The organism is Pseudomonas sp. DF5, from assembly GCF_058148225.1.
Map to the genome: position 1 here is coordinate 60,862 of NZ_JBYVYM010000010.1, position 15,482 is coordinate 76,343.

At 58.8% G+C, this 15,482-nt stretch carries 14 protein-coding genes; 3 read left to right on the plus strand and 11 right to left on the minus strand.

Annotated features, from left to right (window positions below; all coding sequences use genetic code 11):
• Positions 1-72: 72 nt before the first annotated feature.
• The 3 genes from AC30D7_RS11455 to AC30D7_RS11465 all read right to left on the minus strand — a co-directional run bounded on the left by AC30D7_RS11455 (position 73) and on the right by AC30D7_RS11465 (position 2,696).
• Complete coding sequence (locus tag AC30D7_RS11455; RefSeq protein ID WP_490134136.1) at positions 73-810, minus strand: S-methyl-5'-thioinosine phosphorylase; 738 nt, start codon at positions 808-810, stop codon at positions 73-75.
• Between the two features lie 12 nt (positions 811-822).
• The gene (gene nagZ / locus AC30D7_RS11460) at positions 823-1,833 is read right to left on the minus strand and encodes a beta-N-acetylhexosaminidase (RefSeq protein ID WP_019579917.1); all 1,011 of its coding nucleotides are present in this window, start codon (positions 1,831-1,833) and stop codon (positions 823-825) included.
• 155 nt (positions 1,834-1,988) lie between these two features.
• Positions 1,989-2,696 carry a TetR/AcrR family transcriptional regulator gene (locus AC30D7_RS11465; RefSeq protein WP_018925321.1) on the minus strand — a complete coding sequence of 236 codons (708 nt, stop codon included), beginning with the start codon at positions 2,694-2,696 and terminating at the stop codon, positions 1,989-1,991.
• A gap of 230 nt (positions 2,697-2,926) precedes the next feature.
• Between AC30D7_RS11465 and lexA the strand changes: the two genes are divergently transcribed.
• Complete coding sequence (lexA, locus tag AC30D7_RS11470) at positions 2,927-3,535, plus strand: transcriptional repressor LexA (protein WP_026286346.1); 609 nt, start codon at positions 2,927-2,929, stop codon at positions 3,533-3,535.
• 10 nt (positions 3,536-3,545) lie between these two features.
• Complete coding sequence (sulA, locus tag AC30D7_RS11475) at positions 3,546-4,019, plus strand: SOS-induced cell division inhibitor SulA (protein ID WP_018925320.1); 474 nt, start codon at positions 3,546-3,548, stop codon at positions 4,017-4,019.
• A gap of 94 nt (positions 4,020-4,113) precedes the next feature.
• On the opposite strand, the gene AC30D7_RS11480 is transcribed toward sulA, so the two are convergent.
• The 7 genes from AC30D7_RS11480 to AC30D7_RS11510 all read right to left on the minus strand — a co-directional run bounded on the left by AC30D7_RS11480 (position 4,114) and on the right by AC30D7_RS11510 (position 12,677).
• A complete protein-coding gene (locus AC30D7_RS11480; protein ID WP_007933173.1) occupies positions 4,114-4,347 on the minus strand; it encodes a hypothetical protein in 234 nt (77 codons plus the stop codon).
• 141 nt (positions 4,348-4,488) lie between these two features.
• Positions 4,489-5,013, minus strand: coding sequence for a DUF6586 family protein (locus AC30D7_RS11485; RefSeq protein ID WP_007933174.1), 525 nt, complete (start codon positions 5,011-5,013; stop codon positions 4,489-4,491).
• 142 nt (positions 5,014-5,155) lie between these two features.
• Complete coding sequence (gene topA, locus AC30D7_RS11490; protein WP_490134137.1) at positions 5,156-7,783, minus strand: type I DNA topoisomerase; 2,628 nt, start codon at positions 7,781-7,783, stop codon at positions 5,156-5,158.
• A 114-nt stretch (positions 7,784-7,897) separates the two neighbouring features.
• Positions 7,898-8,134, minus strand: coding sequence for a DUF1653 domain-containing protein (locus AC30D7_RS11495; protein ID WP_007933188.1), 237 nt, complete (start codon positions 8,132-8,134; stop codon positions 7,898-7,900).
• Between the two features lie 98 nt (positions 8,135-8,232).
• The gene (gene fadA, locus AC30D7_RS11500; RefSeq protein ID WP_007933190.1) at positions 8,233-9,408 is read right to left on the minus strand and encodes an acetyl-CoA C-acyltransferase FadA; all 1,176 of its coding nucleotides are present in this window, start codon (positions 9,406-9,408) and stop codon (positions 8,233-8,235) included.
• Positions 9,409-9,438: 30 nt separating this feature from the next.
• Positions 9,439-11,586: a fatty acid oxidation complex subunit alpha FadB gene (fadB, locus tag AC30D7_RS11505; RefSeq protein WP_490134138.1), complete on the minus strand. Its 2,148-nt coding sequence runs from the start codon at positions 11,584-11,586 to the stop codon at positions 9,439-9,441.
• A 653-nt stretch (positions 11,587-12,239) separates the two neighbouring features.
• Positions 12,240-12,677: a hypothetical protein gene (locus tag AC30D7_RS11510; protein ID WP_490134139.1), complete on the minus strand. Its 438-nt coding sequence runs from the start codon at positions 12,675-12,677 to the stop codon at positions 12,240-12,242.
• A 104-nt stretch (positions 12,678-12,781) separates the two neighbouring features.
• Here AC30D7_RS11510 and AC30D7_RS11515 point away from each other — a divergent pair, with 104 nt between their 5' ends.
• The gene (locus tag AC30D7_RS11515) at positions 12,782-13,219 is read left to right on the plus strand and encodes a universal stress protein (RefSeq protein WP_007933196.1); all 438 of its coding nucleotides are present in this window, start codon (positions 12,782-12,784) and stop codon (positions 13,217-13,219) included.
• A gap of 187 nt (positions 13,220-13,406) precedes the next feature.
• On the opposite strand, the gene AC30D7_RS11520 is transcribed toward AC30D7_RS11515, so the two are convergent.
• Positions 13,407-15,329: an ATP-binding cassette domain-containing protein gene (locus AC30D7_RS11520; protein ID WP_018925314.1), complete on the minus strand. Its 1,923-nt coding sequence runs from the start codon at positions 15,327-15,329 to the stop codon at positions 13,407-13,409.
• Positions 15,330-15,482: the final 153 nt, after the last annotated feature.

A 15,482-nucleotide genomic window follows, 5' to 3' on the forward strand; every position in this document is an offset into this window, starting at 1 on the left:
CGTTAACGTCAGGGCGATGGCAAGTGCCTTACGGCGCTTGTATTTCACGATCTGGTCATGACTGAAACGAGCTTAGCCCTTCAATACCCGCGCCAACGTCGACTTCACTTTGCCCATCCCGTCATGCAATGCCTGTTCAATCTCGGCCATGGTAATCACCGCCGTCGATTTGCCCGCCGCCGGGTTCACCACCAGCGCCAGACAGGCATAGTCCAGTTCCAGTTCACGCGCCAATGCAGCTTCTGGCATACCGGTCATGCCGACGATGTCGCAACCGTCACGTTCCAGCCTCGCGATTTCAGCAACTGTTTCCAGACGTGGCCCTTGAGTGCAGGCGTACACGCCATGGCTGCTATAGCCGACGCCTTCAGCCGCCAACGCCGCGATTAATCGCTGACGCAGGGGTTCGCTGTAGGGATAGCTGAAGTCGATGTGTGTAACCTGTTCCAGGTCATCGGCGAAATAGGTGTGTTCGCGACCGCTGGTGTAGTCGATCAATTGATGCGGCACGCAGAAATGCCCGGTGCCCATCGCGGCATGAATCCCGCCCACGGCGTTGACCGCGAGAATCGCTTCAGCTCCGGCTTGCTTCAAGGCCCACAGATTGGCGCGGTAGTTCACCTGATGCGGCGGGAAGCGGTGTGGGTGGCCGTGACGTGCGAGAAACAGCACTTCCTTGCCGGCGTACTCACCGATCTGCACCTCGGCCGAAGGCGCACCGTAAGGGGTGTCCACCGCCAATGACTGAAGAATGCTCAAGCCTTCGAGTTGAGTCAGGCCGGTGCCACCGATAATCGCGTAAACCGTCATAACGAAAAGTCCTTAATCAATCAATTGAGCTTCTTTGAGCGCGCCGACGGCCGTCAGCCAGCGCGGGTCTTGACGGTATTCGGTGCTGGCGTACGCCTGCCCACGCATCCGCGCGATACGCGCCGAAGGCTTGACCTTCAACCGCTGGGCGGCACTCAAGGCCAACTCGGCCGCCGCGCGGTCGTTGCACACCAGGCCCATGTCGCAACCGGCGGTCAATGCCGCTTCGATGCGACTGGCGGCATCGCCCACCACGTGCGCACCGGCCATCGACAGGTCGTCACTGAAGATCACGCCATCGAACTGCAGCTCGCCGCGCAGGATGTCCTGCAACCAGCGACGGGAGAAACCGGCAGGCTGGGAATCGACTTGTGGATAAATAACGTGGGCCGGCATGACGGCGGCCAATTGCTTGCTCAATCGCGCGAACGGCACCAGGTCGTTGGCGCGGATCTCTTCGAGGCTGCGTTCGTCATTGGGAATCGCAACGTGGGAATCGGCCTCGGCCCAGCCATGACCGGGGAAATGCTTGCCGGTGGCAGCCATCCCGGCGCTGTTCATGCCACGGATGAATGCACCGGCGAGCAAGGCTGCGCGCTCGGGATCACCTTCGAACGAACGGGTGCCGACAACGGCGCTGCGTTGGTAGTCCAGGTCCAGCACCGGGGCGAAGCTCAGGTCGAGACCGACCGCAAGCACTTCGGTCGCCATGATCCAGCCGCACTGCTCGGCCAGGTATTCGGCATTCGGGTTGTCGGCGATGGCGCGCATGGCGGGCAGTCGCACGAAGCCCTGACGCAGTCGCTGAACCCGACCGCCCTCCTGGTCCACCGCCAGCAGCAGATCAGGGCGAATGGCGCGGATCGCGGCGCTCAATTCGCGCACCTGACGCGGGTGTTCGATGTTGCGGGCAAAAATGATCAGACCGCCCACTTCGGGCTGGCGCAACAATTGGCGATCTTCAGACGTCAGCCAGGTACCGGCGACGTCCACCATCAACGAGCCTTGCAGGCCAGCAGTCATGGAATTTCCTTGATTACGATAAACCCGGCTCGCACGAATTCGCCGCCATGGGCTGAGCCCGGCAGGTCGGCGATATCAATGAGGGGGTTCAAAACGAGAGTCGGCATGGGCGCCTAGCTTAGCGGATGTCCGCCACCGCGCCCACCCGTGTGCGGTTAAACCTTGGCGGCTACCGGAGTCGATTTACTGCGCGGACGCAATTGCGCGGCAGCCATGGCGGTGTCGGTGACGCCGGTTTCGGCACGCATGCCCGCAGCCAGGAATGGCACCATCAGACGCATCACTTGCTCGATGGAAGTGTTGACGCCGAAATCGGTCTCGGCAATCGCACGCAAGGCCTTGATCCCCGACATGCTGAATGCCGCTGCACCGAGCATGAAGTGCACGCGCCAGAACAGTTCGATCGGAGGAATGCGTGGCGCGGCTTCGTTGACCAGCAGCATGTAGCGGCGGAAAACCTTGCCGTACATGTCTTCCAGATAACGACGCAAGTGCCCTTGGCTCTGACTGAAAGCCAGCCCCAGCAAACGCATGAAGATGGACAGGTCGTTGCCGCTGCGTGGTTGCACCACCAGGGCTTGCTCGACGAGGATCTCCAGCAATTCTTCGAGGGTCGGTTTGTTCTCGGGTTTGGCCTGACGGCGCTCCAGCTCTTTATCGAGACTGAGGCAGAACGGCCCGAGAAAACGCGAGAAGACCGCTTGAATCAGCGCCTTCTTCGATCCGAAGTGATAGTTCACCGCCGCCAGATTGACACCGGCCTTGCTGGTGATCAGACGCAACGAGGTTTCAGCGAAACCTTTTTCCGCGAACAATTGCTCGGCAGCATCGAGAATGCGTTCAACGGTTTCCGACTGGGCCATGGCTACTCCGCCTGACAAACACTTGTTTGAAACATACGTTTCAGCCCAGGCCTTGTCAAGTCTGGCGGGTTCGTTTTGGGAATGGTCGGTCAGCTATTTAACCATACAACACTGGCGCTTCAATCGGTGAGCTGAATGACCGTCCAGCGGCCGGCAAAAAAAGGGGCATTGCCAAGACCGGTTCACTGTATATAATCCCAGTCACTGTATAAAAAGACAGAGCGATCAATATGCTAAAGCTGACGCCACGCCAAGCAGAGATTCTGGCCTTCATCAAACGCTGCCTCGAAGACAACGGCTACCCGCCAACCCGCGCGGAAATCGCTCAGGAACTGGGCTTCAAGTCGCCCAACGCGGCGGAAGAACACCTCAAGGCACTGGCCCGCAAGGGCGCGATCGAGATGACCCCGGGCGCCTCCCGTGGCATTCGCATCCCCGGCTTCGAAGCCAAGGCCGACGATTCTACCCTGCCGATCATCGGCCGAGTGGCAGCAGGCGCTCCGATCCTCGCCCAGCAGCACATCGAAGAATCCTGCAACATCAACCCTTCGTTCTTCCACCCTCGCGCTGACTATCTGTTGCGGGTCCATGGCATGAGCATGAAGGACGTCGGCATTTTCGACGGAGACCTACTGGCCGTCCATACCACCCGCGAAGCCCGTAACGGTCAGATCGTGGTGGCGCGGATTGGCGACGAAGTGACCGTCAAGCGCTTCAAGCGCGACGGCAGCAAAGTCTGGCTGATTGCCGAAAACCCTGAATTTGCCCCTATCGAAGTCAACCTGAAAGATCAGGAACTGGTGATCGAAGGCTTGAGCGTCGGCGTGATTCGCCGCTAAAGGAGGCTTTATGCAGTTCCCACACACTTCACAGCAAGCCCAACTGCCGTTGTTCGAGGCATTCATGGCGCAGCCGCTGGCGCCGATCCTGAAAGAAGTGGTCGAGTCGCCCTGGAGCGCCGAGCCCGAAGTCTTCAGCGAGCTGTCATTGCGTGGCGCGGCCGGGAACTGCCTGAACCTTCTGGCACCAATCCTCAGGGAGCTGAGCCAGGATCAGGACGCTCGCTGGCTGACGCTGATCGCCCCGCCCGCCAGCCTGACCCAGGCCTGGCTGCGAGACGCCGGCCTGAACCGTGAACGCATTCTGCTGCTGCAACCACGCGGCACACAGAGCGCTCAGCAGCTGACCTGTGAAGCTTTGCGACTTGGCCGCAGCCATACGGTCGTCAGCTGGCTAAACCCGTTGAGCACATCGTCGCGGCAACAGCTGATCAGCGCCGCCCGTACCGGGGATGCGCAAAGTCTGAATATTCGGCTGGGTTAACTGACAAAACAGTGTTTGCACTGAACAGCGCGGGGCTTCTCCAAGGATAGAGAAGCCGGTCTGTAGAGGTATCCGCAAAATCCGACGGGCGGGATCAATGAAGAACCCGTGGCCCCTCTTCCTTATCAAATTCGCCTTCAACCAGACGTCCTGCCATCTGAACACCAACGCTCAACATTGCCTTGGCAACTTCCACGTGCTGGCCTTGCAGGAAAGCCTTGGCATCCTCGGAGAAATCCAAAGTAACCAGAGAACCCTCGTCCTCGGCCCTGCGCAGCTCAATTCGGCCGTCTGGTAACTCGACAATTTCTAGAAAGGACGTTGGCATAAAGGTCTGTTCTCCACGAAAGGCGGGGATTATATAGGCATCGGCCAAGCTTCGCTCGGGATCTTGACCAGATGCCATCACGAAGAGAAATTTCTGACAGCATGCTTCCTTGAGCGGACCATTCGCCGAACACTCAATCTTTCAGCACTCGTTCAGCCCTTCGCGAAACCGGATCGCCAAGCTTTTCAGGTTCTGGCGCCAGCTCTCCAGTTCTTCCCGGCTTAGCTCTTCAGGCGCCTCTTCTTCGTCCAGGTTGACGGCCAGAATAAGCGGCTGCGTCACATCACCCTTGGGCTTGTGTGGAGCACGAGGCGGTTGAAACAGCGCGGCATAAGCCGACAGCAGCTTGGCCAGCCAGGTTTCAGGGTTTTGCGCCAACTCGACCATCTCGGCCATTTCCGGAATAGCGATGGTTTCGAGCACTTCGCGGGTCAGCAGCATCTCTGCCCGCGGCGCATTGGCCTGAGGCAAGCGATAGAAACCGGCGATTTCATGGCACAGCCCCAACAGCGCTCCGTACAGGTGAAACAACGCCGATTCGCGCCCGGCCTGAATCAGCGCGAGGGAGTTCATCGCCCGCCCCTCTTCGGCCTTGGCGAGCGCTTCCAGCGACAAGCCGGCGAAATAAATTTTCTGGTTGGTACGGGTATAGAGTTCGTGGGCCATGACGGCAGCCTCCACAACGAAATAATTGCTTCACGCAGGTCTGACAGTGTCGTGGATCACCCAAGCTCACCGCAAGCCCAAAACAAAAAGGCCGCATGAAAACCCGAGGGTTGTCATGCGGCCTTTTTATGTGCAGCGGCTTTTAAGCCTTGGCTGCTGGACGCTTGTCTTCAACCGTCCACTTGCCGCCATCGTAATACGCTTTCCAGCCAGTCGGCTTACCGTCGACTTCCGTCTGCACGTATTGTTCTTTGGTCTTGCGGCTGTAACGGATCACTGCTGGCAGACCGTCAGGATCTTTCTTCGGCGCTTCGCAGAGGAAGTGGTACTTCGGATCGATCTCATCCTTGTGCGGCACGATCTCCATGACCAATGGAGCACGGGTCTCGCGGTTTTTCGGGAACTGGCTGGCCGCCAGGAACAGGCCGGAAGCACCGTCACGCAGGATATAGGTGTCGTTGACCTTTTCGCATTTGAGCTCAGGCATCTTCACCGGATCCATCTTCGGCGGCGCCGCATCACCGCTTTTCAGCAGCTTGCGGGTGTTCTTGCAGGTTGCGTTGGTGCAACCGAAGAACTTGCCGAAACGGCCGGTCTTGAGCTGCATCTCGCTGCCGCACTTGTCGCATTCCAGGCTCGGACCTTCGTAGCCCTTGATGCGGTAAGCGCCCTCTTCGATCTCATAGCCTGCGCAATCCGGGTTGTTACCGCAGATGTGCAGCTTGCGCTTCTCGTCGAGCAGGTAAGCGTCCATCGCTGTGCTGCAGATCGGGCAACGGTGCTTGCCGCGCAGAACCAGCGACTCAGACTCACCCTCGTCGTCCGCAGCGATTTCGTCGCCCGGCACCAGGTTGACGGTGGCCTTGCAGCGCTCTTTCGGCGGCAGGCTGTAGCCCGAGCAACCGAGGAACACGCCGGTCGATGCAGTACGGATCTGCATCGGACGACCGCACACCACGCATGGAATATCAGTCATTACCGGCTGGTTGGCGCGCATGCCGCCTTCGGCGCTTTCGGCCACTTCGAGTTTCTTCTTGAAGTCGCCGTAAAACTCGTCGAGCACGTTTTTCCAGTCGCGTTCGCCCTGGGCCACGTCATCGAGATTCTCTTCCATGCCGGCGGTGAAGCCGTAGTCCATGAGATTGGAGAAGCTCTCGGCCAGACGCTCGGTGACGATGTCGCCCATCTTTTCCGAATAGAAACGACGGTTGTGCAGCGCCACGTAGCCGCGGTCCTGAATGGTCGAAATGATCGCCGCGTAGGTCGAAGGACGACCGATGCCGCGTTTTTCCATTTCCTTTACCAGGCTCGCTTCCGAGTAACGCGCCGGCGGCTTGGTGAAGTGCTGGGTCGGATCAAGCTTGATCAGCTTCATCGCATCGCCCTGGGCCATGTCCGGCAGCACGTCGTCATCGCCAGGCTTGGTAATTTGCGGCATGACGCGGGTGTAACCGTCGAACTTCAGGATACGGCCCTTGGCGCGCAACTCGAAGTCACCGGCACCGACAGTGACCGTGGTCGACAGGTATTGGGCCGGCAGCATCTGGCAGGCGAGGAACTGGCGCCAGATCAGCTCGTAAAGCCGCTCGGCATCACGCTCCATGCCCGACAGCTTGCTTGGCTCGGTATTGGCGTCGGACGGACGAATCGCTTCGTGAGCCTCTTGTGCGCCTTCCTTGCTGCTGTAGACGTTCGGGGTTTCCGGCAGGTACTTCTTGCCGAATTCGCCTTCAATATAAGTACGCGCCATCGTCACGGCATCGGCCGAGAGGTTGGTGGAGTCGGTACGCATATAAGTGATGTAGCCGGCCTCATACAGACGCTGGGCCATCATCATGGTTTTCTTCACACCGAAGCCCAGGCGATTACTCGCAGCCTGCTGCAGGGTGGAGGTGATGAACGGTGCCGACGGCTTGCTGCTGGTCGGTTTGTCTTCGCGCTTGACGATGCTGTAGCTGGAAGCCTTGAGCTTCTCCAGCGCGGCCATGGCCTGGGCTTCGTTGAGCGGCTTGAAGGCTTCGCCTTTCTCGCGAGCCACGTCGAAGCGCACAGTCGCGCCCTTGGCGGTGCCGAGGTCGGCGTGAACTTCCCAGTACTCTTCCGGGTTGAACGCGCGGATTTCACGCTCACGCTCGACCACCAGCTTCACGGCAACCGATTGCACGCGACCGGCGGACAAGCCACGAGCAACCTTCGCCCACAGCAGTGGCGAAACCATGTAACCCACCACGCGGTCGAGGAAGCGACGCGCCTGCTGAGCGTTTACGCGATCGATGTCCAGCTCGCCCGGCTGGGAGAAAGCTTCCTGGATCGCTTTTTTGGTGATTTCGTTGAACACCACGCGCTTGTAGCGGCTGTCGTCACCACCGATGGCTTCGCGCAGGTGCCATGCAATGGCTTCCCCCTCGCGATCCAAGTCGGTTGCGAGATAGATGGTGTCAGCATCTTTGGCGAGCCGGCGCAGCTCTTCGATAACCTTTTCCTTGCCCGGGAGGATCTCGTACTTGGCTTTCCAGCCATGATCTGGATCGACACCCATGCGCGAGACCAGCTGCTTGCGCGCCTTCTCTTTCGGCGTGAGCACCGGACCTTCACCTGCGGCGGCCTTGCCACGCTTGGCGGCAGGCTCTTTGCTGGCGCTAGCCGAACCGCTGGTGGGCAGGTCTCGGATATGGCCGATACTCGACTTCACCACGTATTGGTTACCCAGATACTTGTTGATGGTCTTGGCCTTAGCCGGGGATTCCACAATGACCAGCGATTTGCCCATGGATCAGAAAATTCCTGAATTCTAGAAGTGAAAGGCGATTGGCGCCTGACGCGGCACCGCTATATATAGTGGCTACAAGGTGAGGTCAAGCGCAGGGTTCTGCGCGCACTCCCCTCATGGCTGCGGAAAAATGCTCGGTTCGGCTTGCACCAAAGCAAAGCGTGGCACCTGTTCGCCGTCAACCTCGACCGACTCCAGGAACATGCTCAAGGGGCGCACCCAAAAGCCGTAATCGCCATACAGGGCTTGGTAGAAGACCACTTCTTCTTCGGTCTCCGAATGCCGCGCAACACTGAATACGCGGTACTGCGGACCTTTGTAATGTTGGTAGAGCCCAGGTTGTATCGGCATGCTTTGGCCCTCACTCAAATTTTTTCAAAATAAAAACAAAATAAATCCGGAAAAACAAAAACCGGGGCACTTGGCCCCGGCTTCCATCGACGAAACGCTTAAACGCGTTCGAAGACGGTGGAGATGCCTTGGCCGAGACCAATGCACATGGTAGCCACCCCGAAGGTGCCGCCATTCTGCTTCATCACGTTCAGCAAGGTGCCCGAAATACGTGCACCGGAGCAACCGAACGGGTGACCCAGGGCGATCGCGCCGCCGTGCAGGTTAACCTTCTCGTTCATCTTGTCGAGCACTTTCAGATCTTTCAGCACTGGCAGGGCCTGTGCAGCGAAAGCTTCGTTGAGCTCGAAGAAGTCGATATCGTTGATGCCAAGGCCCGCGCGCTTCAATGCTTTCTGCGTTGCCGGTACTGGACCATAGCCCATGATCGCCGGGTCCACACCTGCCACTGCCATCGAGCGAATCACCGCCAGCGGCTGGATGCCCAGGTCCTGGGCACGCTGTGCCGACATCACGATCATGCACGAAGCACCATCGGTGATCTGCGACGAAGTACCAGCGGTCACGGTGCCGCCCTTCGGATTAAACGCCGGCTTCAGAGCCGCCAGGCTTTCCAGGGTGGTTTCCGGACGAATGGTTTCGTCGTAGTCGAACAGTTTCAGGAAACCGTTCTCGTCGTAGCCCTGCATCGGGATGATTTCGTCCTTGAACTTGCCTTCCACGGTCGCCTTGTGGGCGAGTTGGTGGGAGCGCACGCCAAAGGCATCCTGCTGTTCGCGAGTAATGCCGTGCATTTTGCCGAGCATTTCTGCGGTCAGGCCCATCATGCCCGAGGCTTTCGCCGCGTACAGGGACATGTGCGGGTTCGGATCGACACCGTGCATCATGCTCACGTGACCCATATGCTCGACGCCACCAACGACGAACACGTCACCGTTGCCGGTCATGATGGCTTGCGCGGCAGTGTGCAGCGCACTCATCGACGAGCCACACAGACGGCTGACGGTCTGACCGGCCGAGGTGTGTGGAATCTGAGTCATCAGGGATGCCATGCGGGCGATGTTCCAGCCCTGCTCCAGGGTCTGGTTAACGCAGCCCCAGATCACGTCTTCGACTTCGCTCGGGTCGACCTTGACGTTGCGTTCCAGCAATTTGCTGATCAGGTGTGCCGACATGTCTTCGGCGCGGGTGTTGCGGTGCATGCCGCCCTTGGAGCGGCCCATCGGCGTACGACCGAAGTCGACAATCACGACGTCTCTAGGATTCAAGCTCATATACGTTCACTCTCGCTCTAGTGTGGGCGCTTAACCGAAGAAGCTCTGACCGTTCTTGGCCATTTCACGCAGCTTCGCGGTCGGGTGGTACAGCGCGCCCAAATCAGCGTACTGGTCAGCCAGGGCAACGAACTCTGCAACACCGATCGAATCGATGTAGCGCAGCGCACCACCACGGAATGGAGGGAAACCAATACCGTAGACCAGCCCCATGTCGGCTTCAGCGGCGGTTTCGACGATGCCGTCTTCCAGGCAGCGCACGGTTTCCAGGCACAGCGGGATCATCATCCAGTTGATGATGTCTTCGTCAGTGACTTCGAGCTGTTGGAAAACGATCGGCTTGAGCACTTCCAGCACCGACGGATCGGCGACTTTCTTCTGCTTGCCGCGCTTGTCGGTCTCGTAGGCGTAGAAGCCCTTGCCATTCTTCTGGCCCAGGCGCTTGGCTTCGTAGAGCACGTCGACGGCCGAACGGCGATCATCCTTCATGCGATCCGGGAAGCCTTCAGCCATGACGTCACGACCATGGTGGCCGGTGTCGATGCCGACCACGTCCATCAGGTATGCCGGGCCCATTGGCCAGCCGAACTTCTCCATGACCTTATCGATGCGGACGAAGTCCACGCCGGCGCTGACCAGCTTGGCGAAACCGCCGAAGTACGGGAACAGCACGCGGTTAACCAGGAAGCCTGGGCAGTCGTTGACGACGATCGGGTTCTTGCCCATTTTCTTGGCGTAGGCAACGGTGGTGGCAACGGCCACTTCGCTGGACTTCTCGCCACGGATCACTTCAACCAGCGGCATCATGTGCACCGGGTTGAAGAAGTGCATGCCGACGAAGTTTTCCGGACGCTTGAGGGCTTTGGCCAGCAAGGTGATGGAAATGGTCGAAGTGTTGGACGCGAGGATGGTGTCCTCTTTGACCTTGTCTTCGACTTCGGCCAGAACGGCTTGCTTGACCTTCGGGTTCTCGACAACAGCTTCGACGACCAGGTCGACGTGACCGAAATCGCCGTAGGACAGGGTCGGACGAATGCCGTTGAGCACTTCGGCCATCTTCGCGGGGGTCATGCGACCTTTATCAACGCGGCCAACCAGCAGCTTGGCGGCTTCAGCCAGACCTTGCTCGATACCGTGCTCGTTGATGTCCTTCATCAGGATCGGCGTGCCTTTGGAGGCCGACTGATAAGCGATACCGCCACCCATGATGCCGGCGCCCAATACGGCGGCCTGCTTCACTTCCTTGGCGATTTCGTCGTAGGCCTTGGCCTTTTTCTTCAGCTCCTGATCGTTCAGGAACAGACCGATCAAGCTTTGTGCGGCAGAGGTCTTGGCCAGTTTGACGAAACCGGCTGCTTCGACTTCAAGCGCCTTGTCGCGACCGAAGTTCGCGGCTTTCTGGATGGTCTTGATCGCTTCGACCGGAGCCGGGTAGTTCGGACCTGCCTGACCGGCCACGAAACCTTTGGCGGTTTCGAACGACATCATTTGTTCGATGGCGTTGAGCTTGAGTTTTTCGAGCTTCGGCTGACGTTTGGCCTTGTAGTCAAACTCACCGGAGATGGCGCCCTTGACCAGGTTCAGCGCCGCTTCGTGCAACTTCTGCGAGTCGACCACCGCGTCGACGGCACCGACTTTCAGTGCGTCTTCAGCGCGGTTTTCCTTACCGGCGGCAATCCACTCGATAGCGTTGTCGGCACCGATGATGCGCGGCAGGCGAACGGTACCGCCGAAGCCTGGGTAGATGCCCAGCTTGACTTCCGGCAGACCGATTTTGGCGGTGCTGGCCATGACGCGGAAATCCGCCGCCAGGCACATTTCCAGACCGCCGCCCAGTGCGATGCCATTGATCGCGGCGACAGTCGGGACGTTGAGGTCTTCGAAATCGCTGAAAATCTTGTTGGCTTCGAGGTTGCCAGCAACAAGCTCGGCATCCGGCAGCTTGAAGTTGTCGACGAATTCGGTGATGTCGGCGCCGACGATGAATACGTCCTTGCCACTGCTGACGATCACACCCTTGATCGAAGCATCTGCCTTGATGGTGTCTACAGCCTGACGAAGTTCGTTCAGGGTAAGACGGTTGAACTTGTTGACGGACTCACCCTTGAGGTCGAACTTCAGTTCGACGATGCCACTTTCAAGAGCCTTAACCGTGATGGCTTTACCTTCGTAAATCATCAACTGATCTCCACGATATGGAAGCTGAACAGTACACGTCGGACGCAGGCGGCTGGCTCGGCAGGGACGTTTATCGTCAATGCTAACGCCAACTCACCCGGCACACCCGCCAACGCGATAGTCGGGATTCTGTAGGAGCAGTCTGTAATACAAACGCTCAATTCATACGCCCGTTTGATTTGGGTGTGTCACCTTCACGGAATTTCCGGCAATTGTCAATCGCCCAAAATACTGGTTGAAACGCGACTTTCCGGTCACTTCCGTACCACGAAGCCCTGCAACACGCAGATGCATGTGAGGCCATTCATAGAATCAATAGTTAGAAAAGTCGCCCTAATTCGCAGCAACTTGTGTTTAACAAGCTACGCTGGCGTGACCCTGAAGAAAAAATTTGAACGCTTTTGACGAATGCCCAGCGTAAGATCTGTGCCACAAAGAATTACCGGCCTGCCTGGCCAACTCCAGCCCGATGATGATGTCGGGCTTTTTATTGCCCTCTGTAGCAGCTGCCGAGCCTGCGAGGCTGCGTTCGGCGACGAAGTCGTCGTAAACCCTTAGCACGCGATTAGCCTGATATCCCACGGTGCCTGATTTACGACTGCTTCGCAGCCGGACGCAGCCTCGCAGGCTCGGCAGCTGCTACGGATCGGAGTTCAGGCGAGTGCCTTGAGCGTAGCGTCGATCTGTTGCAGAACCTCGGCTTCGCCCTTCTCGCCCCAATACAGGGCAATCATTTGCTTGTCCGCCTCGACCTTGTAGACGTTGGCAGGCAATTTTTCGAAATGATTCAGCAGCGCTCCATCCTCGCAGACTTCCTGCCACTGATTGACCCACACACCCGGCGCCTTCTGCCAATAGCTCCAGCACGTCGGCTGAGTGCCACGGCGCGGCCGGTGGTACTGGGCGCAAGGGCTTGGCGGCTCCTGGCTCAGCCAGTGCGGCCACTCCTGGGGCGCCAATTGCATGGCAAGGCCAATGCGTCGCGCCTCCATGCGCAAGGCCATACGCCCGCTCTGGACACGAGACGGACGCAACCACGCCAGCGGGCTTAACACCACCAGCAGGATTGACACCACTATCCAGACCGTCATATCTGTACCCCCGATTCTTGATGAGCACATTGAGTCACTTTGAAACCAATGCGCTTGAAACCAGCCATACTTACCAATGTTGCAATCCTCAGGAGGAGCACCTCATGCCCTACCACCACATTCTGGTCGCTGTAGATCTAACCGAAGAGTGCGATCCTGTAATCCACCGCGCTCGGGAACTCTCGGTGAGCAATGGTGCAAAGCTGTCCCTGGTGCATATCGTCGAGCCGATGGCCATGGCTTTTGGCGGTGACGTGCCGATGGACCTTTCCCAGTTGCAACAGCAACAGTTCGATCAGGCCAAGGAACGCCTTGAGCGGTTGATCCTGAAATACCCGGAGCTCTCCAAGGAATACAGCCACCTGACCTACGGCCAGCCGCGCCAGGAGATTCACCATCTCGCCAAGGAGCAAACATGCGACCTGATCGTGGTGGGCAGTCATGGTCGACATGGTCTGGCGCTGCTGCTGGGCTCCACCGCCAACGACGTGCTGCACGGCGCGCCTTGCGATGTACTTGCGGTACGCCTGCAAAAAAGCTGACAACGTAAAACCAAGCGGGCTTGCTCGCGAAAGCGAACTGACAATCACCAAAGATGCTGAATGTTATAACGCCTTCGCGAGCAAGCCCGCTCCCACATTGGATCTGTAACAATTTCCAGATTGCATACCCTATGAAAAGCCCGGCATTCACGCGAGTGAAGCCGGGCTTTTTTTATAGCCGGATCAATCAGGCATCCAGTTCGGCCCAGCGCTCGACCATCACGTCGAGTTCAGCCTGTAACTGCTCAAGCTGAGCGATCACTGCAGCCGTCTCGGCAGGAGGACGCTGATAGAAGCCGGCGTCCGCCATCTGCGCTTCAACCACCGCGATCTGCTGCTCCATGGCTTCGATCTGGCCAGGCAAGGCTTCCAGCTCACGCTGCAATTTGTAGCTGAGTTTCTTTTTTGCCACCGGCGCTGGCGTTTCCACTGCAGCAACCGGCGCAGGTTCGGCCGTCACGACAGCCGAATTCAGGTCGGCTTTGCCGGACTTGCTCTCGGTCACACCCAGCAGGCGCGGCGAGCCGCCCTGACGCAGCCAGTCCTGATAACCGCCGACGTATTCGCGAACCTTGCCTTCGCCTTCGAAGACCAGGGTGCTGGTGACCACGTTGTCGAGGAATGCCCGGTCGTGGCTGACCATCAACACGGTGCCGTTGAAGGTCAGCAAGACCTCTTCCAGCAGTTCGAGGGTTTCCACGTCGAGGTCGTTGGTCGGTTCGTCGAGCACCAGCAGGTTCGCCGGTTTGCTGAACAGTTTGGCCAGCAGCAGACGCGCACGCTCACCACCGGACAACGCCTTGACCGGCGTGCGGGCACGCTGCGGGCTGAACAGGAAGTCGCCAAGGTAGCTCAGCACGTGACGGCTCTGGCCATCGATATCGATGAAGTCGCGACCTTCAGCCACGTTGTCGATCACGGTCTTTTCCAGATCCAACTGATGGCGCAACTGGTCGAAATAGGCCACGTCGATGCGCGTCCCCTCTTCCACTGTGCCGCTGGTCGGTTGCAGACCGTTGAGCATCAGCTTCAACAGCGTGGTCTTGCCGGTACCGTTGGCGCCGAGCAGACCGATGCGGTCGCCGCGCTGCAGGACCATCGAGAAATCCTTGATCAGGAACGGGCCGCCCGGGTGAGCGAAACTCACGTTCTCGAGCACCATTACTTGCTTGCCGGACTTGTCGGCGGTATCGAGCTGAATGTTGGCCTTGCCGGTACGCTCGCGACGCTCGCTACGCTCGACGCGCAGGGCTTTCAGTGCACGGACACGACCTTCGTTACGGGTGCGACGCGCCTTGATGCCCTGGCGGATCCAGACTTCTTCTTGGGCCAGTTTCTTATCGAACAGCGCGTTGGCGGTTTCTTCAGCGGCCAATGTGGCCTCTTTGTGCACGAGGAAGCTGGCGTAATCGCCGTTCCAGTCGATCAAGCCGCCGCGATCCAGTTCCAGGATACGGGTTGCAAGGTTCTGCAGGAATGAACGGTCGTGCGTGATGAACAGCACGGCGCCCTGGAAATCCTTCAGCGCTTCTTCAAGCCAGGCGATGGCACCGATGTCCAGGTGGTTGGTCGGCTCGTCGAGCAGCAGCAGGTCCGGTTCGGAAACCAGCGCCTGAGCCAACAGGACGCGACGACGCCAGCCGCCGGACAATTCGGCGAGGGTCTTGTCGGCAGGCAACTGCAGACGGCTCAAGGTGCTGTCGACCAGTTGCTGCAAGCGCCAGCCATCTCGGGCTTCAAGGTCGTGCTGGACGTGCATCAGTTTGTCCAGATCGGCGTCAGTGACGATGTTCTGGCTCAGATGGTGATATTCGGCAAGCAACGCGCCAACGCCGTCGAGGCCTTCGGCGACCACGTCGAACACGGTCCGCTCGTCGGCTACCGGCAATTCTTGCGGCAATTCACCAATCTTGAGGCCAGGTGCGCGCCAAACGGAGCCATCGTCGGGCTTCTGGTCGCCCTTGACGAGCTTCATCATGCTGGACTTGCCAGTGCCGTTGCGGCCGATGATGCACACCCGCTCACCACGGGCGATCTGCCAGGACACCTTGTCCAACAACGGCATAGCGCCGAAAGCAAGGGACACATCGCTGAATTTGAGCAGGGTCATGAGCTTCTCCAAAAACCGGGCGCGCATTCTACCTGACTTGAGGCTACAGAAGGCCGGCAATTTCAATGTCGAAGCACTCTGCACAACAATTGTTGCGAACTTATGCTGGCATGTCGGCAAAGCTTTCGCCCGTTGCTGGCAAAAGGCTAAGCT